Source organism: Pseudomonas sp. KnCO4 (assembly GCF_045344305.1).
Lineage (GTDB): Bacteria > Pseudomonadota > Gammaproteobacteria > Pseudomonadales > Pseudomonadaceae > Aquipseudomonas > Aquipseudomonas anuradhapurensis.
In genome coordinates this window covers 4623553-4643769 of sequence record NZ_CP174199.1, presented here as the reverse complement: position 1 = coordinate 4643769, position 20217 = coordinate 4623553, and the positions used below count along the sequence as shown (strand labels likewise).

Sequence of the window (20217 nt, the reverse complement as noted above, 5' to 3'; positions counted from 1 at the left end):
TTTCGCGGGTGAACCCGCTCCCACAGGAATATCACAGGTCTGAGCGATGCTCTGTACCTGTGGGAGCGGGTTTACCCGCGAAGAGGGCGATGCGGTATTACTCTGGATTGCGCCTGACGCAACATAAACCTACCGATAAGTCAGTTTTCGTCAGCATTCGACCTTCTTAGACTTGCTCCAGTCGCAAATTGTTGCTGGAGATGTCTGCCCATGAGTTCCCTGTCCGCCCCGTCTGCTGTGGTTGCCGCCGCGCCCGCGCCGGCTGCGCCTGCGCAGACTGCGTTCGGCCTGCAGGTAGTGGTCGGGCTGTTCGGTGTGTTGCTGGCCGTGTTGTGTGCTGGCCTCAACGAGTCGGTGACCAAGATATCCCTGGCCGATATCCGTGGGGCCATGGGCATTGGCGCCGACGAAGGCGCCTGGCTGCTGGCGGTCTACAGCGCCGCCTCGGTCTCGGCCATGGCCTTTGCGCCATGGCTTGCTACCACGTTCTCTTTGCGGCGCTTCACCATGAGCGCCATCGGCCTGTTCGCCGTGCTCGGCCTGCTGCAACCGTTCGCCCCCAACCTGCACAGCCTGATGCTGCTGCGTGTGCTCCAGGGCTTCGCCTCGGGCGCGCTGCCGCCAATGCTGATGAGCGTGGCCCTGCGCTTCCTGCCACCGGGCATCAAGGTCTATGGCTTGGCTTGCTACGCGCTTACCGCTACCTTTGGGCCCAACCTCGGCACGCCGCTGGCGGGGCTGTGGACCGAATACGTCGGCTGGCGCTGGGCGTTCTGGCAGATCATCCTGCCCTCGGCACTGGCCATGGTCTGTGTCGGCTGGGGCCTGCCGCAGGACCCGCTACGCCTGGAGCGCTTCCGGCAATTCGACTGGCGTGGCGTGCTGCTCGGCCTGCCTGCCATCAGCTGTATCGTGCTGGGCTTGTCGCTGGGCGACCGCTGGGGCTGGTTCGATTCGCCGTTGATCTGCTGGCTGCTTGGCGGTGGCCTGCTGTTGCTGGTGCTGTTCATGTACAACGAATGGTCCGAGCCGCTGCCGTTCTTCCAGTTGCGCATGCTGTCGCGGCGCAACCTGAGTTTCGCCCTGGTCACCCTGGCCGGGGTGCTGATCGTGCTCTCCGGCGTAGGCAGCATCCCTTCGGCCTACCTCGCGCAGCTCCAGGGCTATCGCCCGGCGCAGACCAGCCCTTTGATGCTGCTGGTGGCGATGCCGCAACTGGTAGCCCTGCCACTGACGGCGGCGCTGTGCAACATCCGCGCAGTGGACTGCCGCTGGGTGCTGGGTGTCGGCCTGGCGTTGCTGGCGGTGTCCTGCCTCGGCAGCAGCCTGCTGACCGCCGAATGGATCCGTGGCGACTTCTATCCGTTCTACCTGCTGCAGGTATTCGGCCAACCGATGGCCGTGCTGCCGCTGCTGATGCTGTCCACCAATGGCATGTCCCCGCAGGAAGGCCCCTTCGCTTCCAGCTGGTTCAACACCGTGAAGGGCCTGGCCGCGGTGGTTGCCGGTGGCCTGCTGGACGCCCTGGGCACCGTACGCCGGCACTTTCATTCCAACCACCTGGTGGACAGCCTGGGCAACGCCCCGTTGCTCGACGACAACGCCGTGGGCCTGGCCAAGCGTATCCACGAACAGGCGTTGGTGCTGACGTCGGCCGACCTCTACCTGGTCATGGCCGGTATTGCCATGGCGCTGATCTGCCTGATTCCTTTCGTGCCTACCCGGGTCTACCCACCGCGCGCGGTGGCGTGAACCCGGGGTGAATTCGAGAACTGCTGAAATGACCAACAACCGTAAAACCCTGATCATCGGCTCGGTGCTTGCCGTGGCCGTCCTGGCTGGCATCGTCGGCCCCTGGATGCTCGGCAGCGACCACCGCCAGAGCACCAATGATGCCTATGTGGCCGCCGACTACACCGTGGTCGCGCCGAAGGTCGCCGGCTTCATCAAGGAGGTGCTGGTAGAAGACAACCAGCAGGTCAAGGCCGGCCAGCTACTGGCGACCATCGATGCCCGCGACTACCAGGCTGCGCTGGATGCCGCGCAGGCGCAGCTGTTGGTGGCCAAGGCGCAGAGCGCCGACGCCAGGGCCACCTTGGAGCGCCAGGCCGCACTGATTGCCCAGGCCGAGGCCGAGGTGAAAGCCGCCCAGGCCGAAGCCGCATTCGCCGACCATGAAGTGAACCGCTACAGCCGCCTGGCCGAGCAGGGCGCCGGTACCGTGCAGAATGCCCAGCAGGCGCGCAGCAGGGTCGACCAGGCGCGCGCACGCCTGGCCAATGCCCAGGCGGCGTTGCTGGCAGCGCGCAAACAGGTGGATATCCTCGGCGCCCAGGTGGCCAGTGCCGATGGCCAGCTCAAGCGCGCCGAGGCGGGGCTGGAAAAGGCCCAGCTCGACTTGTCCTACACCCGCATCACGGCGCCGGTAGACGGCATGGTCGGCGAGCGCGCCCTGCGCGTCGGCGCCTACGTCAACCCGGGCGCCCGCCTGTTGTCGGTGGTGCCGTTGCAGCAGGCCTACGTGGTCGGCAACTTCCAGGAAACCCAGCTGACTCATGTACAGCCCGGCCAGGCGGTGAGCATCAGCGTCGACACCTTCGCTGGCGAGCAGCTGCACGGCCATGTGGAAAGTATCGCCCCGGCCACCGGGGTGACCTTCGCCGCGGTCAAGCCAGACAACGCCACCGGCAACTTCACCAAGGTGGTGCAGCGCATTCCGGTAAAGATTGTCTTCGATGACGGTCAGCCGCTGTTAACCCGCCTGCGCGTGGGCATGTCGGTGGAGGCGACCATCGATACCGGTGGCGACACGCTGCACGGCAAAGAGGTGAGTGCGCGATGAAACCGGCATTACGCTTGAGCCCGTTGCTGCTGGCCGTATGGCTGGCCGGCTGCACCTTGGGCCCGGATTTCCAGCGCCCCGACAGCCAGGCACCGCAACAGTGGGCGCCGCTGCAAGGCCAGGCGGCGGCCAGCCAGCCACAGGCCGAACCGCTGGAACTGCGCTGGTGGGAGAGCTTCCATGACGCCCGCCTGAGTGCCTTGATCCAGCGCGTTGCCGAGCGCAACCTCGACCTGCAGATGGCCAGCGCGCGGCTGCTGCAAAGCCGGGCACTGCGCAGCAGTGTGGCTGCCGATGAGGTACCGTCGGTGGACGTGAACGCCGGCTATAGCCGCGCGCGCAACAGTGCCGACGGCCTGAGCGACCCGTCCGGCAAGGCGGGCAAGGCAGCCTTCAACCTCTGGCAAGGCGACCTGGTGGCCGGCTGGGAGCTGGACCTGTGGGGCCGTGTGCGGCGCCAGGTCGAAGCGGCCGATGCTACTGTCGAAGTGGCCGAAAACGACCGTCGCGGCGTACTCCTGGCACTGCTTGCGGAAACCGCCGGCAACTACATCCAGCTGCGCGCCGTGCAGCACACCATCGATGTGACCCAGGACAATCTCAAGGTCGCCCGGCACAGCCTGAAGCTCTCCGAGGACCGCCAGGCCGAAGGCGTCGCCACCCGGCTTGACGTGGCCCAGGCCAGTGCCCAGGTGGCTTCCATCGAGTCGCGCCTGCCAAGCCTCGAGGCCCGCCGCGACGACCTGGTCAACGCCCTCAGCCTGCTCGCCGCCGAACCGCCGCGCAGCTTGCAGGCCGAACTGCTCAAGGGCGGCGAACTGCCTGCGCCGCAGCAGAACTTTGCCATCGGCTTGCCGTCCGAACTGGCCGAGCGCCGTCCGGACATTCGCCAGGCCGAGGCTCGCCTGCATGCTGCGACTGCCAGCATTGGCGTGGCCAAGGCCGATTTCTACCCGAGTATCCGGCTGTCGGGCAGCCTGGGTTTCCAGGCCATGCAGCTGTCCGATCTGGGGGGCTGGGACTCACGACGCTTCGCCCTCGGCCCTCAACTGTCGTTGCCGATCTTCGAGGGTGGCCGGCTCAAGGGCACCTTGGAACTGCGCGAGGCGCAGCAGCAGGAAGCGGCGCTGAACTATCGCAAGGTGGTGCTCGGCGCCTGGCATGAAATCGACGATGTGCTACGCCTGTACAACGCCAGCCAGTTGCGCCGTGACCACCTGGCAGAGGCGGTGCGGCAGAACCGCATCGCCCTGGAAACTGCCCAGCGCCAGTATGTGGAAGGGGCGGTGGACTTTCTCAATGTGCTGACGGTGCAGGGCGCATTGCTGGCCAGTGAGGAGCAGTGGATCGACAGCTCGGCGGCGGTGTCGCAGGCGCTGGTGGGGCTGTACAAGGCTTTGGGTGGTGGCTGGCAGGCATTCGATGAGCCGCTGGCCAACAAGGTGTGAGTTTCGGGGCCGCTTTGCGGCCCATCGCGACGCAAGGCCGCTCCTACCGGCGGACACGAATTCCAAGGAGCGGCCTTGCGTCGCGATGGTCTGCAAGGCAGCCCCGGCAATGGTCCTGATTACCGAGGAGGCACAGATGCACATTACCCTGAACGGCAAGCGCGCCATCGTCAGCGGCTCCACCGCCGGCATTGGCCTGGCCATCGCCATCGGCCTGGCCGAGGCGGGCGCCGAAGTGGTCCTTAACGGTCGCACCCAGGCCCGGGTCGACGAAGCCCTGAGAGGTGTGCGCGAGCGCCTGCCACAAGCCCGCATCATTGGCATAGCTGCCGACCTTGGCACCCAGGCCGGTGCGCAGACATTGTTCGACCAGGTGCCGCACACCGATATCCTGGTCAACAATCTCGGCATCTTCGAGCCCAAGCCGTTCTTCGAGATTGACGATGCCGACTGGCAGCGCTTCTTCGACGTCAACGTGCTCAGCGCCGTGCGCCTGTCGCGCCACTACGCCCAGGGCATGGCGGAGCGCAAGTGGGGGCGGGTGATCTTCCTGTCCAGCGAGTCGGCGTTGCAGATCCCGACCGAAATGATTCACTACGGCATGACCAAGACGGCGCTGCTGGCGGTATCGCGTGGGCTGGCCGAGACCCTGGCCGGGACCGGGGTGACAGTGAATTCGGTACTGCCAGGGCCGACCCGCTCGGAAGGGGTGGGTGACTTCTTTGCCAAGCTGGCTGCGGAGCAAGGGGTGTCGACGGAAACGCTGGAGGCCAACTTCCTCGCCGAACACCGGCCGACCTCGCTGATCAAGCGGCTGGCGACGGTGGAAGAGGTGGCCAACATGGTGGTTTACCTGGCTTCGATGCAAGCCAGTGCCACCACCGGGGCGACCCTGCGGGTGGATGGGGGCGTACTGCGTTCAATCGCCTGATTGCTTGTGGCGGGTGGCGCGGTGGATGGCACCGGCTGTGCCGGTGATCGCGGCTGAAGCCGCTCCTACAGGTACGGCGTCAAATCGAAGCCGGCGCGGCTCACACAGGTAGGAGCGGATTTTATCCGCGATGCAGGCGACGCGGTGGATGGCACCGGCTGTGCCAGTGATCGCGGCTGAAGCCGCTTCTACAGCCGGCGCAGGCGGCCGAATACTCAGAGCGGGCGCAGCAGGCCAAAGCGCTTGCGCAGCGCCCAGTCCAGCAACCGCCGCGGCAGCAGCCGGGCCATTAGCGGCAAGGCCGTGCTGCCATTGCCCAGGCGCACCATTGCCGGCACCGGCGACTTGCCGACCGCTGCCAATACGCCCTGGGCAAACACCGCCGCCGACGTCGGCTTGTCCTGCGACGCCCGCGCCCGAGCCTGCACCTGCTCACGCAACGGCCACCACGCCGAATCTGCCGCCAGCACCTGCTCGGCCTGGCGCTGGGCATTGCTGGCGAACTGCGAGGCAATTGCCCCCGGCTGCACTTCCATCACCCGCACGCCGAACGGTGCCAGCTCCAGGCGCAAGGCATCGCTCAGCGCATGCACGGCCGCTTTCGAGGCGCAGTAGGCACCGGCGAAGGGGGTGACCAGCACGCCGGAAACACTGCCTATGTTCACCACCAGGCCGCGCGTACGGCGTAGTAGCGGGAACAGCGCGCGGGTGACGCCGACCACGGCGAAGACGTTGGTTTCGAACTGCTGGCGCAGGGCGTCCACACCGCCATCGAGCACCGGGCCCATGGCACCGTATCCGGCGTTGTTGATCAGGATGTCGAGGGTTTCCAGCTCTTCGGCCAGGCGGGCCAGGGCAGCGCTGTCATTCACGTCCAGTTGCCGGGCGGTGAATCCGGCGGCGTTCAGTTGCTCGACATCTTCCGGTTTGCGGGCAGTGGCCCAGACATGGTGGCCCGCATCGCGGAAGGCGTCGGCCAAGGCGCGGCCGATGCCGCTGGAACAACCGGTGATCAGAACGGTGGGCATGGTTGGGACCTGTTGTCAGGGAGGATTGGTTTTTCCTGTGCCGGCGTCTTCGCGGGTAAACCCGCTCCCACAGGGACTGCACAGGTCTCAAATTCTGTGGTGTACCTGTGGGAGCGGGTTTACCCGCGAAGACGCCGGCACAGGCGATACATTAGTTGGCAAACGTACCTTGCAGGTGCTCTGCCCGAAACTCCAGGGTCTGCGGCCGGTACCCGGAACGCAGGGGGGGCAGCGGCAGGCAGTCTTGCCATTCGGCCCCCGGTTGCAGCTCGCCCGGCCCACGGTAGCGCGGGGCGTTGTAGGTGTTCTCGGCCAGGTTCACGGTATCGCCCGGCGCATAGGCCGCCACCCGCCAGCGCAGTTCGGTCAACGGGACGTCATTGCCATTCTTCATGTGTACCCGCAGGGCACGGTCGGCGGGGCAGTGTTCGGGGGCGTAGGTCAGGCGCAGGTCCAGGCGGGCCAACCGCGAGGTTTCGCGGGCATCCTGCCAGACGACGAACAGGGCCACCAGGCCCAGGCCGCACACGGCCGCCAGTGAGATCGGCAGGGCCTTGGCCGGGTAGCGCAACAGCAGCACCAGCCAGGTAAGAATGAGCAAGGCACCGATGATCATGATGGGCTGATTCCGACCGGGGACCCAGACATCTTGGAGCGCCAGGCGGCAAGCTGCAAGCCACAAGAAAAAAAGCGGGGCGGTGGTGAACCCGCGCTTGCAGATTCACCTCCGTCCCGCTTTTTTCTTGCAGCTTGCAGTTTTACTGCGCGATGGTCTTCACCGAAACGCCACGCTCGATCGGCGTGGAAGTACGCCCGTAAACATCCTCGAAGCGCTCGATGTCGTCCTCGCCCAGGTAGCTGCCGGATTGCACCTCGATGATCTCCAGCGGGATCTTGCCCGGGTTGCGCAGGCGGTGCACCGAGGCGATCGGGATGTAGGTCGACTGGTTCTCGGTCAGCAGGAACACGTTCTCGTCACAGGTCACCTCGGCAGTGCCGGACACCACGATCCAGTGCTCGGCGCGGTGATGGTGCATCTGCAGCGACAGGCTGGCGCCCGGCTTGACGGTAATGTGCTTGACCTGGAAGCGGCCACCCATGTCCACCGAGTCGTACGAGCCCCACGGGCGGTACACTTCCAGGTGGTTCTGGGTTTCGCTGCGGCCTTGCTCGTCGAGGGTCTTGACCATCTGCTTGACGCCCTGGACCTTGTCCTTGTGGGCGATCATCATGGCGTCCTTGGTCTCGACTACCACAATGTTTTCCAGGCCGATCACCGATACCAGCTTGCCGTTGCCGTGGATCATGCAGTTGTGGCTGTCCTGCACCACCACGTCGCCCTTGGTGACGTTGCCGTTGTCGTCCTTCTCGTGCACTTCCCACAGCGACGACCAGCAGCCCACGTCGCTCCACCCGGCCGACATCGGCACCACGCAGGCGCGCTGGGTCTTTTCCATCACCGCGTAATCGATGGAGTTGTCCGGGCAGCAGGCGAAGGTGGCTTCGTCGATAGTCAGCACATCGCCGTCTTCACGGCTGCGCTCCAGGGCCAGCACGCAGGTGTCGTAGATGTCGCCGTCGTGCTTCTTCAGCTCTTCGAGGAAGCGGCTGGCACGGAACAGGAACATGCCGCTGTTCCAGAAGTAGCCACCAGCCTGGACGAATTCGGCGGCGCGTTTCTCGTCGGGCTTCTCGACGAACTGGGCAACGCGGGCCACGCCTTCCGGCAGCAGGGCATCCTGGCTGGAGCGGATGTAGCCATAGCCGGTTTCCGGCTTGGTCGCCGGTACGCCGAACAGCACCATCTCACCACGCTCGGCGGCCACGGTGGCCAAGGCCAGGGCACGTTGCAGGGCCTTCTGGTCATCGATCACATGGTCGGCGGGCAGCACCAGCATCAGCTCGTCGCGGCCTTCGTTGACCAGTTTCATCGCCGCCATGGCCACCGCCGGGGCGGTGTTGCGGCCGAACGGCTCCATCAGGATGCCTTGGGTCTCCAGCTTCAGCGCAGCCAGTTGCTCCTGGACGATGAACTTGTGGTCCTTGTTGCAGACCACGATCGGCGTGTCCATGCCTTCGAACACCAGGCGTTCCAGGGTTTGCTGGAACAGGGTGTGTTCACCGGTCAGGGCCAGGAACTGCTTGGGGAACTGCTTGCGCGACAGAGGCCACAGACGGGAACCGCTACCACCAGAAAGAATTACCGGGATCATCATGTTTCTCCAATAGTCGTTTAGAGGCAGGGAAATCAGTTGTTAGCCACGGGGCGAGTTACCCACACCGGCGACAAGGCGTTGCCGGAACCCGTTACGTACAGCACTGCGGCTTCGCCGCGCTCCAGGGCGACCGGTTTGACGTCACCCACTTTCTTGTCTCCTTGGTACAGCGCCAGGTTGACCTTGACCGGGTTGATCTCACGCTCGCCACGGCCATTGGCCGCCACCGGCTTGACCACTTCGGTCTTGCCATCGGCAGTCTTCAGGGTCAGTTGCTGGTCGCTCAGGTTCTGCACGCGAACCAGGGCTTTCTGCTTGTTCTTGAACGGCGGCTCTTCGATCAGCTTCGGGCTGCCGTTGGCGCTGTTGACCAGGGTGTAGTACTTGTCCGAGGCCAGCTTGACCGGCACGCTCTTGCCGCCGACCTGGGCGGTATAGTCACCGCCTGGCAGGAAGCTGAAGTCGCTGCTGGCCTGGGCGCCAACCTGCTTGATCTGGGTATTGCCGACCGAAGCGGCAGTCGGGGTGCTGGAGGCGTTGTACAGGCGCACGAAGGTCGAACCTTTCGGTGCAGTCGGGCCGTACAGCGCGGCGTCGGCACCGGCAAATGCCTGCATCGAGGCCAGGGACAGGCCGGCCGCGAGGGTGAGGGCTTTGGCAATGGAAGTCTTGGTAGTCATTGGCGTGTTCCTCTCTTTCAGTGGTTCGTCCGGGGGGACGACAAGGCCAGGTTTTCTTCGGATTTACGGGAGTTCTTCAGCTGCGCGATCCACTGCGGGTCGAAGCTGCTGAGGTCGTTCTTCATTGGCAGATAACGTTCGGGGAATTCCCACACCACCACTTGCGGTGCGGCGTTCTTGAAGGCATCGCTTTGCAGGTACTTGAGCATCGGCAGCACGGGGCCGTGGCCGTCTTCGGCGTAGTTGGCCACGTCGCTGCGCAGTGCCTGCTGCAGCGCACCGAGGAAGTTCCAGTGCGGGTTGGCGCTGTAGCTGGTGCCTACCAGGGCGACCGGGATCTGCTTGTCGGCGAACAGTGCGTCACCGGCTGCACCCTCGGCCTCGACCGGGCGGGTGGTGCGTTTCTGCAGGTTGTCCGGGGCTGGCAGCAGGTTGCTGAACAGCGGGTCCAGTGGCAGGAAGTTGGTCAGGTCGCCCTTGTACGGTGCGGTGCTGCCGGCTTCGGTGATGAACGCCTGTGGCTCACCGTTAAGCAGGCTTTGCCGGCCGACAGCTTCGGCCAGTGCCTGGGCCGCCACCTCGGCGCCCATTGGCGTCCAGTGGGTATCGGTGCGCAGGAACACCTGGCCGCGGGCCTTGGCCTGCTCCAGCGGTGCCATCAGGTCCGGGGCGAACACGTTGGCCTGGCGTGCCTGGGCATGGAACTGGTTGTACAGGTCGTCATGCAGGCTGGTCGGCAGCTCCTTGCCCAGGTATTCGGCGTACACCCGCGCCTTGGCCGGCACGATCGCCAGCACCAGCTGGCTGCCGTGCTGCTGCAGGGTGTCGCGTACGCCACGGATCAGCGCCAGGTTTTCCGCCATCAGCTGTTCGGCCCCGGCGGTGGGCTTGAATTCTTCGTCGCTGAACAACCACTGGTCGCGGCCCAGTACCACACCAGGGCGGCCTTCATTGAACAGCTTGAAATCCATCGCCGCCCACAGGTTGGTGCCCAACCGCTTGATCGGGAAGTGCTCGTCGTAGTGGGTCTCGGCGGCCTTGGCCAGCTTGCCGTTGAGCAGGGTCATCTGCTCGGTGCGCTGGAAGCTTTGCAGGCCACCGGTCGACCACACGCCCATGCCTACCAGCAGGCCGAGGAACGACAGTGAATAGGTGATGCGTAAGGTGCGAGTCATGTCATCCACCTCAGAACTGGAAGTAGAGGAACGGCGAGTAGCTCTGCGCCGAAAGCTTGAGGATCGAGGCCACGAACAGCAGCAGCACCAGGGCGCGGGTCATCACCCGGGTCCAGTCCAGGCCGATCGAACCGTCGGCGTTGACCGCCACCGGGGTGGCCTTGGGCGTCGGCTTGGCATTGCGATAGAAGTCACGCAGGCCGAAGAAGGCCAGGGTGATGTAGGCAACCACCAGGGTGGCGACCTGCAGGCCGGTGAGCTGGGCGCGGTTGAGTTCCGACAGCTGCCAGTCGCCGAAGCTGAACATGGCGCCGTACATGCGGCCGGCCACTTCGAGGTTTTCGGCGCGGAAGATCACCCAGCCGACCACCACCAGCAGGAAGGTGAAGGCCCACTTCACCGGGTTGAAGCGCTGCGGGTTGGTGTCGATGCCCAGTGCGCGCTCGATGGCCAGCCACATGCCATGCCAGGCGCCCCAGATGATGTAGGTGAAATTGGCGCCGTGCCACAGGCCGCCCAGCAGCATGGTCAGGAACAGGTTGCGGTAGGTGTTGAAGGTGCCTTTGCGGTTACCGCCCAGGGTGATGTACAGGTAGTCGCGCAGCCAGGTCGACAGGCTGATGTGCCAGCGCCGCCAGAACTCGGTGATCGACTGGCTGATGTACGGCTGCTTGAAGTTCTCCATGAAGCGGAAGCCCATCATCAGGCCCAGGCCGATGGCCATGTCGCTGTAGCCGCTGAAGTCGAAGTACAGCTGCGCGGTATAGGCCAGGGCACCGAGCCAGGCGTCGCCGGTGGTCGGGTGCTGCAGGGCGAAGCAGTGGTCGGCCACCACTGCCAGGGTGTCGGCGATGAACACTTTCTTGATGAAGCCCTGCATGAAGCGGGTGCAGCCTTCGGAGAACTTGTCCAGGGTGTGGGTGCGGTTGTTGAACTGGTCGACCAGGTCCTTGAAGCGCAGCACGGGGCCGGCGATCAGGTGCGGGAAGATCGCCACGAACGCGGCAAAGTCGATCAGGTTGCGGGTGGCCGGGGTGTCGCCGCGATACACGTCGATGATGTAGCTGATCGACTCGAAGATGTAGAACGAGATACCGATCGGCAGCAGCACGTGGGTGAGGATGAACGGCTCCAGGCCGAACGAGGTGATGATCGCGTTCAGGCTGTCGACGCCGAAATTGGCGTACTTGAAGTAGCCGAGGATCGCCAGGTCGACACCCACGCCGAGCAGCAGCCAGCGCTGGGCGGGCTTGGTGCGGACCCCGGCGGCGCCGACTTTCAGGCCGATCCAGTAGTTCCACAGGGTGACCCCGGCGAACAATGCCAGGAAGTCCACTCGCCACCAGGCGTAGAAGATGTAGCTTGCGACCAGCAGCAACAGGTTGCGATAACGTTGCCCGCTCAAGTAGTACAAGCCGAGGAAGATCGGCAAGAACAGGAACAGGAACACGTTGGACGAGAAGACCATCCCGGTTCTCCTTTTTGTTCACAGCATCCGGGGCACAGCGCCCCCCCAAACCCCCCACTGAAAAAGTGGGGGAAGCCTTGGTCCCTGTGGGAGCGGGCTTGCTCGCGAACAAGGGCGAAGCCCTTGCCATGCACCGCGGTGCCTTCTTCGCGGGCATGCCCGCTCCCACAGGTTCCGACCCCCGAAGGGGTTCAACTCATTTCTTGCTCTCTGCGCTCGGGTCGTAGACCCGGGTCAGGTCGCCGCCCAGCCGGAAGCTGTTGAACGGCTGCATGCCACGCTTGCGTTGCAGGGTGTCGCCGTTGCACGCATACAGGCTGCAGTAGGGCTCCATCCACGAGTACTTGCTGTCGATCTTCAGGTCTTGCATGTCCTGCTTCTCGCCATTGCGGGCCTTGAACGTGCTGGGGTCCTTGACGCCGGCCAGCACCCGCTGCGCCAGGCGCTGCAGGGCGTTGTCGTTCTCGCCGCGCACATCCACGCCGTTGACCTGGGCAAAACTGGCGATCATCGCCAACGGCGGCAGGGCGTAGTTGTGGTAGGCCAGGGCGCGTTGCTTGCGCTTGAGCTCGTTGGGCAGGAAGCCCTGCGCATCGACCTGGTTGGCACCAATCCGGTATTCCTTCACGGCCCAGTCGAACAGGTCGCGACGGTCGGTGGCCACGGCGGTGGCCATCACTGCCCAGGCTGCCCAGTAGCTGTGGTTGTTGATCTTCTCCAGCGGCAGGTCGCTCCAGTCGCGCACGGTCTGCTCGGCGAGGCGGGCGAACCATTTCTCGATCAGCTCGGCCTCGGCCTGGTGCGCGGCCAGTGGCTGCGAGTTGGAGAACTTCAGGCGCAGCCATGAACCGCTCATGCTGCCCAGCGCCCATTTGCGCATCGACTTGCCGGTGTGGTTGTAGTCGGTGGACATCAACGCATCGGCACGTGCCCAGCTGCCCAGCCAGGCCAGGGCGCATTCGAGCTGCGCCGGGCGGCCATCGCGCATGTACTGGCCGATCATCTTGCTCACGCCTTTTTCAAGGGCGGTGATGTCTTCGGTGGACTTGCGAAAGGCCTTTTCCGAATTGACGTTGAGGGTGGCCCGCGCCTTGTCCGAACCTTCGTACTTGCTGCGGAACTGCAGGGCGCCGGTGTACGGCTTGGGCACAGCTTCGCAGCGGAAGTTACCGTCGCCGGTCTTGAGCTTTTCGATCCCTTCGTAGTACCCCTGCGGCGGTACCAGCGCGGCATGCGCGGCACTGCCGCACAAGGCCAGGGCGAGCAGGGCAGGGCGGAAAATTCGCTTGAACGCAGTCATGGTCGCCTCACTGGCCGGCCTGCGCGGTCTGCGCGGGCACGGCGAAGTTGTTGCGTTTGCAGAGCTTGGCCTCGACCTTCTGGGTACCGCTTTCCGGGCCCTGTACCTCGAAGGCCAGCAGGCTCTGGCTGGCCCAGTCCTCGTCCTCGCGCATCTGGAAGACGAAACGGCCATCGGTCTCGGCGGTTTCCGGTTTTTCCAGCTTGATGTCCTCGTGACGGCCGTTGAGGTACCACAGGGTGGCCTGCAGGACTTTCACCGATGGGTCCTCGAACTTCACGTCCATCTGGATGTTGCGGTTGACCAGGTCCTTGATCACGCCACCCTTGCCGTTCACCATCAACTCGTTCTTGCCGGGCTTGAGGGTGGTGCTGGCGCTCATCAGCGCCGGGCGGTTATCGCAGCCGTCATCGAGCAGGCCAAGGATCTGCCGCCAGATGGTTTCCTGGTCCAGGCGGTACAGCGGGGAGAATTCCCAGATGAGGATCTTCGGCGGGTTCTTCTTGAATTCCTCGCTGCCCAGGTACTGGATCATCGAACCTTCCAGGCCACCGCCGGGGAAGGCGACGTTGAGCACGTCGGCACCGATGTACTGTTGCAGGAAGCCGGCGAAGTTGTAGTTCTTGCCGCTGTGGCTGGTGCCGACCAGGGTGATCTGGGCATTGCCGGCGTCACCGAACAGGTCGTCACCGCCACCGTCGGAGCCCTTCGGCTCGGTGGTGAACTGGTCCATGTACTGGACCGCATAGCTGGTGCCGCAAAGCTGGCCGGCAACGTTGTGCAGGGTGCCGGTCTTGCCCATGCGGCCGGACTTCCTGGTTTCGAATTCCTTGCGCGGGATGCCTTCGAAAGCCGGCATCTTGTGCACGGTTTCGGCCACGATCTTCGCCGCGCGCTCGGCGCCGTACGGCGTCCAGTGCTGGTCGCCACGGAAGTAGAAGTCCTTGCCCTGGTCGGCGGCGGCCAGCTGTTCGTTGGTCAGCGGCGACAGGTCGGGCACGTTGTAGCCCATGCTGGCGAAGCGCTTGAGCATGGCCTGGTAGTTGCCCAATGCCTTCTGGTAGTCGAAGGCAGCTTTTTCCGCCGGGTTGAGCATGTTGCGGTTCACCAGGCCACGGGTCGGCTGGTACACCACTACCAGTTCCACGCCACGCTTCTTGAACGCGTCGTGCACCTGCTGCAGGCGCTTGTAGCCGGCCGGGGTGGTGGTGAACTCGGTGCGCAGGTCTTCGCGGGTACGGAACAGCCAGTCACCCTGGGCCTGCACCAGCGTGGTGAAGTTCTGCTGGTAACGGGTGGTGTAGCGGCTGGGGTCGTGCGCTTCCGGGCACAGCTGGCAGCAAGGCTCGGCGGTGAAGGTCGGGGCCTTCACTTCGTCGGCGCTCACGCCCTGGCTGATGGCCAGGAGGGCGGTGGACAGGCCCAGCAGTTTCATCAGGTGTGGAGTCATGGTCTGGGCTTCCTTATTCGATCATTTCGGTCTGGCGTTCGACCGGGTCGATCAGCACAGCCTTTTTCTGGCGGACCAGCAGGTCGAGGATTTCGTCCTGGCGCTCACCCAGCACGCCGTTGAGGCTGATGCCACTGGCCTTGCGCGGGGCAAGCATGGACACCTTGTACAGCTCGACCGACAGCGGCGAGTCGATCGACAGCGGGCCGGAGCCGTTGGCGGCGAGTTCGCCACCGACCAGGATCAGCGACACCTTGGTGTCGAACGGGTCGAGGGCGATGTCGCGGTCGGTGTCGGACAGGTCCTTGATGTGGCCGTACACGCCCACCAGGCCGTTGGCCATGGCGACGTTCTCGTACAGGCGGATGTTCACGCTGTTACGCACACGGATGCCGTGGCGGCGGTTGTTGATCAGCTTGTTGCCCCAGATCAGGTTGTCGCCGCTTTCGTACAAGGTGATGCCGTCGGTGTGGTTGCGGTAGATCTCGTTGTAGGCAATCAGGTTGTTGACGCTGTTACGGTCGATCACCACCCCGGAGAGCTTGTTGTCGTAGCTCTTGTTGTTGATGATCCAGCTGTCGTTGACCTCACGCGAAATGATGATGCCGTGCTTCTTCTTGGTGCCGTACACGGTGTTGCCGGCGATGATCAGGCGGTGCGAGCGGTCGTGCGGGTCGATGCCGTAGACGATGTTGTCGCGGTAGGTGTTGTCCTTGACCACGAAGTCCTGGGTCTCGTAGCAGTAGAAGCCGTACCACATGTCGCTGAATTCCGAGCCGATGATCCAGCCGGTGGGTTCCGGGCGGCCCATGCGCTTGGCCATGTTCGGCGTGTACTGCGAGATACTCACGCCGTACGACTTGGACTTGGCATAGCCGAAGCTGGCCATCTTGCTGTTGACGATGTAGGTCTCGGTGCCACCCCACGACAGCAGGAACGGGCGGAATTCCTTGGGCGAGCGGAAGGTTGCCGGGCCGTTGTCCTTTTCGCGCCAGGCGGTCACCTGGGTATCGGTGATGAACAGCTTGCCGTCGTTGACCAGGAACGAGCCGCCCTCCTGGGACAGGCGCAGCTGCTTGACCTTGCCGTCGATCTCGAGGATGCCCTTCTGCCCGACCACGATCGGCAGGCGCGCCAGGTACACGCCCGGCTCGACCTCGCTGAGGTACTGCCTGGGTACCTTCTTGCTCAGCTCGACCAGGTCGACATGCCCGTCATCGACGAAGATCGCCTGCGGAATGCCATGCTGGCGCTGGACCCACTCGGCCGCCTTGTTGTCGCCACCGACGAACTCCTTGAGGGTGTCTTCCTGGAACATGCGGCGCAGGCTGACCTTGCCCTTGTGACGGCGGTCGATCTTCTTCTGTACCGCCTCGGCGGTGTAGCCGGTCAGGTCGGGCAGCTTTGGCGGGTCCATGTGCAGTGGTTCGACCGGGGCACTGGAAACCGTGTAGGTCTTGGCCTGCTGCAAGCCCTTGGCCGTGGTGGTGGGCTCTGCGGCGGCGGCCAGGCCTGCGGCCAGCAGCAAGGCGCTGGCCAGCAGGCTGTGACGTAGGTGCGGGTGAAGGTTCATAACGGTAAGTCCCCTACCGGCCTCAGAAGCGCCAGATCACGTCGACGAAGGCACGGTGCATGTACGAGTCCGCTTCCTTGCCGTAGGCGTCGCCCGGCTTGAACACGCCGGCACGCAGGCGCACCAGGGCGGATGGCTCGTCGATGGCCTGGCTCATCGAAGCCGGCAGCAGGCCTTGCTTGAAGTACTTGGTCACGACCACGTCCATCTCCTGGCCAAGGTCTTTCTCGCCATCGACCAGCGGGCGGTTCACGCCGTTGTCGTTGACCACCGCGTTGATGCCGCTGGAGCCGATGTTCTGGTTGCCGTCGACACGCCAGAACTTGTGGTAGATGAAGCTGGCGTCGTAGTCGTCGCGCAGCTGCCAGGAAGCGAACAGGGTGGCTGCCTGCAGGTTGCCCAGCTCGCCGCGGAAGGCTTCACCGAAGCGGTGCACGCGCGAACGGGTACCGGTGTAGTTGGAGCGGTTGCTCTCCAGGCCGGTCTGCTCGTAGTTGCTCGAACCGTCGTCGCCGCCACCGCCGCTGCCACGGGCGTAGGCCGCACCGACCTGCCATTGCGGGTCGAGGCGCACGCGGATGCCGAGGTCGGTGGCCCAGGCGTTGACGTCGCCGCTCTGCTTGCCGGTGGCTACGCTTTCGTCGCCCACTACCTGGCTGCTGAGGGTGTCGCGGTCACCGGTGAGCCAGGTGACACTGCCCCAGTAGTTGACGGTGTGGTCGTTGCGCCAGTTGTAGGCATCGCTGTTGGCTTCCAGGCCCAGCCAGGTCAGGTCGCCGGTGCGGGTCTTGTCCAGCGCGTCGACGGTTTCGCCCGGGTTCTTCAGGCTGCCGCCGTCATGGGTGTGGTGGGCGCGTACGCCGACCCAGTGGCCAGGGGTCCACTGCGTGGCGACGTTGCCGTAGATGTGCGTGCGGTCCTTGTCTTCCGGGGCCAGCTCGGTGAGGTCGGTGCGGTATTCGCTGAAGCGCTGGGCCACGCCCAGGTCGGCCTTGAGCAGGGTGGTGTCGAAGGTCCAGTTCAGTGCCTCGATGTTGGTGTCACGCCACATGCCATCGTCGCTGCGCAGGCGCTGGCGACCGAAACGCAGCTGCTCGCCGGGGTAGGCGGTGAGGCCGCTGTAGCCGACCCAGAATTCGCGCATGGCCAGGTAGCTCTTGTCCTGCTCGCGGCCGTCGGCGGCGGTGTCGGTGGTGGTGCCGTCATCGTTCTGGCGCAGGGTGTCGGTTTCGATGGTGTCGGTAGCAGTGACGGCCTGGCCCATGGCATAGGCGCTCCAGTTGCCGCGCTCGCCATATACCCAAGGGCGCAGGTCGAGGCCCAGGCCGCTGACGTCGCCGCCGGAGCGGGTACCGAGGTCACGGTCGTCTTCCGACTGGCCGGTGATTTTCACATCCAGGCCAAAGTTCTTTTCAGCGGTCATTTCCGCCAGGGTCGGGCAGGACCACAGCAGGGCGAAGCTCAGGCCGATGCCGGCTTTCACGAAGGGATTGAGCGTCATAGCGAGTCCTCACCGGTTACTTCTTTCTCGTCGTCTTGCAGGGCTTCGATGGCCAAGGTGCTGTTGGCGCCCTGGCTCATGCTGCCGCGTGCCTGCTTCTCTTGCGCCAGCAGGGTCTGCGCCTGGCTGCGCTGGTCAGGCGTGAGTTGCTGGTCGAGTTGCTGCAGCAGTTCAGCGGACTGCGGCGTCGGGTTGACCTGGGCCAGCTGGGCGAATACCCAGGCATTGCCCGGTTGTGGGCGAATGCCATGGCCTTCGCTGAACAGCTGGGCCAGGGCATAGTCGGCGCTGTTCTGTCCGCCACGGGCGGCGGCCAGCAGGTGGTCGACGGCTTTCTGTGGCTCGACGTTGCCCAGGTAGCCACGGCGGTACAGCTGCCCCAGGTAGTAATGGGCGCTGACTTCGCCAGCATCGGCGGCAGCCTGCAGGTGTTGCTCGGCTTTTACCGCATCCGCAGGCAGGGTCTTGCCTTCGTAGTACAGGCGGCCGAGCAACAGTTCGGCGCGTGGCTGTTCGGCTTCGCGGCCTTTGTCGATGTAGGCCATCAGCTGGTCGGTATCGCCCAGCTCGGGGAAGTCGTAGAGCAGCTGCGCCAGGCTGACCCAGGACGCCGGATTGGCCGGGGCCACCTGCTCGAGCAGGTCCTTGGCGGTTTTTTCGTCGGTCTGGCCGAGGCTGCGGTCGGCCAGCACACGGGCGACGCTGTCGACCCGGGTGGCCGGTACCGCGCCGCGGGCATAGGCTGCCTTGAGCTGGTCGAGCAGGGCCGCCTGCTGGTCAGCCTGGCCACGCTTCTGGTACACGGTGGCCAGCTCGACGTAGCAGATGTCGGTGGCGGCGAGGGCGGCCTTGCAGATTTTTTCCACGTCGCCCAGGTGCTGGTCGTAGGTGCCCTGGGTGCGATACAGCAGAATCTGGGCCAGGCCCGCTTCCGGGTTGCCGGCGGCACGCCACTGGTCGATCTGCTGCTGCGCATTGACCTTGGGGAAGCTCTGCGGGTAGCTCAGGTAGAGCATCGCCAGCGGGATCAGGGTGTTGCCTTCGCCCTGTGCGGCGGCTTGCTTGAGCAGGGTCTCGGCTTCTTCGCGCTCGGCCTGGGTGCTGTCGGGCTTGGCCACCAAAAGGCGGCCAAGGCGCGCCTGGGCGCGCGGCGAGGTGCCAGCCGCGGCGCGGTAGGTGGCCTCGGCTTCCTTGATTTTCGCCGGGTCGCGGGTCGCGACCTTGATGTCGGCCAGGCCCACTTGCGCTTCGCTGTAGCCCAGGTCGGCCAGGGCCTTGTAGTTGCGCTCGGCCAGTGCCGTGTCACCGCGCTTCATGGCTTCGTTGGCCAGACGCTGGTCGGGCAGGCCGGCACAGCCGGCCAGGGTGATGGCTGCAGCCAGGGCACACAGGCCCAGGCTGGCGCTTTTCTTGTGGGGAATCATACGGCGATCCTCTTACAGCCCACGGGCCATGGCTTTGTCGATCAGCCAGTTCAGCGAAGGGCCACGGTCGCTGTTGACCGACGCCGGGCGCCCGGCCAGTTCGGCAGGCATGGCGCCGTCGGGCTTGATCTGCACGCGGATGTCGGAGGCCAGGTCATCGCTGTTGAGGCTGGCGCTGCTGACGATTTGGCCGGTGCGCACTTCGTCTTCGCCGGCGACCTGGAAGTTGACCCGGGTACCTGGCTTGACCTCGTCGAACTGGCGATAGCTGAAACGCGCCTCGACCATCGGGTTGGTGGTGCGCGGGATCAGCTGGAAGATCGGCTGGCCCTTGGCCGCGTACTGGCCGTTGTCCACCAGCTGGCGGGCGACCACGCAATCACAGGGGCTGGTGAGGGTGCCGGACAGCTGTTTGCCGAACAGTTCCTCGATCTTCGCCGGTTCCAGCTGTGCGTCTTCCAGGTTGCCCTTGAGCATGTCCAGCATGCTGGTGGTGAAGGTGGCCAATGGCGCACCTTTGCCGATCATCCCGCCGCTGTCGACCAGGCTGCTCACGGTGCCGTCGCGCGGCATGGTGATGGTGGTGGTCGGCACTGCCACCACGCCGGCTTCGGCGTGGCTGACGAAGTACATGCCATACAGCGACTTGGCGACGAAGCCGAAGGCGGCGACGCCGACCACGAACACGCCGAGGGTGACGGTGACCGCCTTGAGGCGACCAAAGGCGCTCAGGCCACTGCCGTTGTCCTTTTGCTTGCGTGCCTTGGTGAAGTTGTCGCGCTGCAGGGTGCTGAGTACGTCGCCGACACTGATCAGCTCACCCGACAGGTGGGTGGTGATGATGTGGCGCAGCGTGGCGATGTCGCGTGGCTCGAGGTTCTGGAACTGCGCGCCGGTACGGCCGCTGTCCGGGTGGTAGGAGCGCACCTGGAACTCGATGTCCATCGACAGGCCGAGGTTGTCGACCGTGAACTGCAGCCGTCCGCGCAGCACATCGCCAACCGACAGGGGTTGCTTGGTGTGGAAGCTCAGGCCACCAGCGGAGAGGTCGTCGACCTTCACATCGTGGGCCTGGCGCTGGGCATCGAGGAACCGCAGCTTGGCGGGGATGCGTACCCGGGCATGCTGGCGCTGGGCTTCGGACTCATGCACGACGTTGACGTTCACGGCGGTATTCATGT

At 64.8% G+C, this 20217-nt stretch carries 16 protein-coding genes; 4 read left to right on the top strand and 12 right to left on the bottom strand.

Annotation, left to right across the window (positions count from 1 at the left end; all coding sequences use genetic code 11):
• Positions 1-210 precede the first annotated feature (210 nt).
• From ACJA3S_RS21515 to ACJA3S_RS21500, 4 genes are all read left to right on the top strand, one after another.
• A complete protein-coding gene (locus ACJA3S_RS21515; RefSeq protein WP_406819928.1) occupies positions 211-1752 on the top strand; it encodes an MFS transporter in 1542 nt (513 codons plus the stop codon).
• 28 nt (positions 1753-1780) lie between these two features.
• The gene (locus ACJA3S_RS21510) at positions 1781-2842 is read left to right on the top strand and encodes an HlyD family secretion protein (RefSeq protein WP_406819927.1); all 1062 of its coding nucleotides are present in this window, start codon (positions 1781-1783) and stop codon (positions 2840-2842) included.
• On the top strand, positions 2839-4290 hold the full coding sequence (locus ACJA3S_RS21505) for an efflux transporter outer membrane subunit (protein ID WP_406819926.1): 1452 nt from the start codon (positions 2839-2841) through the stop codon (positions 4288-4290). Before ACJA3S_RS21510 ends, ACJA3S_RS21505 begins: the two co-directional genes overlap by 4 nt.
• Positions 4291-4426: 136 nt before the next feature.
• The gene (locus tag ACJA3S_RS21500) at positions 4427-5221 is read left to right on the top strand and encodes an SDR family NAD(P)-dependent oxidoreductase (RefSeq protein ID WP_406819925.1); all 795 of its coding nucleotides are present in this window, start codon (positions 4427-4429) and stop codon (positions 5219-5221) included.
• Between the two features lie 215 nt (positions 5222-5436).
• Here ACJA3S_RS21500 and ACJA3S_RS21495 read toward each other — a convergent pair whose 3' ends face one another.
• From ACJA3S_RS21495 to ACJA3S_RS21440, 12 genes are all read right to left on the bottom strand, one after another.
• Entirely contained in the window at positions 5437-6249 is an 813-nt protein-coding gene (locus ACJA3S_RS21495; RefSeq protein WP_406819924.1) for an SDR family oxidoreductase, read from the bottom strand.
• Between the two features lie 151 nt (positions 6250-6400).
• Entirely contained in the window at positions 6401-6865 is a 465-nt protein-coding gene (locus tag ACJA3S_RS21490) for a multidrug transporter (protein ID WP_406819923.1), read from the bottom strand.
• Positions 6866-7007: 142 nt separating this feature from the next.
• Entirely contained in the window at positions 7008-8462 is a 1455-nt protein-coding gene (locus ACJA3S_RS21485; RefSeq protein ID WP_170034287.1) for a mannose-1-phosphate guanylyltransferase/mannose-6-phosphate isomerase, read from the bottom strand.
• Between the two features lie 35 nt (positions 8463-8497).
• Positions 8498-9145 carry an alginate O-acetyltransferase AlgF gene (locus tag ACJA3S_RS21480; RefSeq protein ID WP_170032511.1) on the bottom strand — a complete coding sequence of 216 codons (648 nt, stop codon included), beginning with the start codon at positions 9143-9145 and terminating at the stop codon, positions 8498-8500.
• A 17-nt stretch (positions 9146-9162) separates the two neighbouring features.
• Positions 9163-10320 (bottom strand): alginate O-acetyltransferase, encoded by a 1158-nt coding sequence (locus ACJA3S_RS21475; RefSeq protein WP_406819922.1) that lies wholly within the window; start codon positions 10318-10320, stop codon positions 9163-9165.
• 10 nt (positions 10321-10330) lie between these two features.
• The gene (locus tag ACJA3S_RS21470; protein WP_186685385.1) at positions 10331-11788 is read right to left on the bottom strand and encodes an MBOAT family protein; all 1458 of its coding nucleotides are present in this window, start codon (positions 11786-11788) and stop codon (positions 10331-10333) included.
• A gap of 196 nt (positions 11789-11984) precedes the next feature.
• A complete protein-coding gene (locus ACJA3S_RS21465) occupies positions 11985-13088 on the bottom strand; it encodes a mannuronate-specific alginate lyase (RefSeq protein ID WP_406819921.1) in 1104 nt (367 codons plus the stop codon).
• Positions 13089-13095: 7 nt separating this feature from the next.
• Positions 13096-14538: an alginate O-acetyltransferase gene (locus ACJA3S_RS21460; RefSeq protein ID WP_406819920.1), complete on the bottom strand. Its 1443-nt coding sequence runs from the start codon at positions 14536-14538 to the stop codon at positions 13096-13098.
• Between the two features lie 13 nt (positions 14539-14551).
• Complete coding sequence (algG, locus tag ACJA3S_RS21455) at positions 14552-16111, bottom strand: mannuronan 5-epimerase AlgG (protein ID WP_406819919.1); 1560 nt, start codon at positions 16109-16111, stop codon at positions 14552-14554.
• Between the two features lie 22 nt (positions 16112-16133).
• On the bottom strand, positions 16134-17612 hold the full coding sequence (locus ACJA3S_RS21450; protein WP_406819918.1) for an alginate export family protein: 1479 nt from the start codon (positions 17610-17612) through the stop codon (positions 16134-16136).
• Complete coding sequence (gene algK / locus ACJA3S_RS21445; RefSeq protein ID WP_406819917.1) at positions 17609-19036, bottom strand: alginate biosynthesis TPR repeat lipoprotein AlgK; 1428 nt, start codon at positions 19034-19036, stop codon at positions 17609-17611. Before algK ends, ACJA3S_RS21450 begins: the two co-directional genes overlap by 4 nt.
• A gap of 12 nt (positions 19037-19048) precedes the next feature.
• A complete protein-coding gene (locus tag ACJA3S_RS21440) occupies positions 19049-20215 on the bottom strand; it encodes a PilZ domain-containing protein (protein WP_406819916.1) in 1167 nt (388 codons plus the stop codon).
• Positions 20216-20217 lie beyond the last annotated feature (2 nt).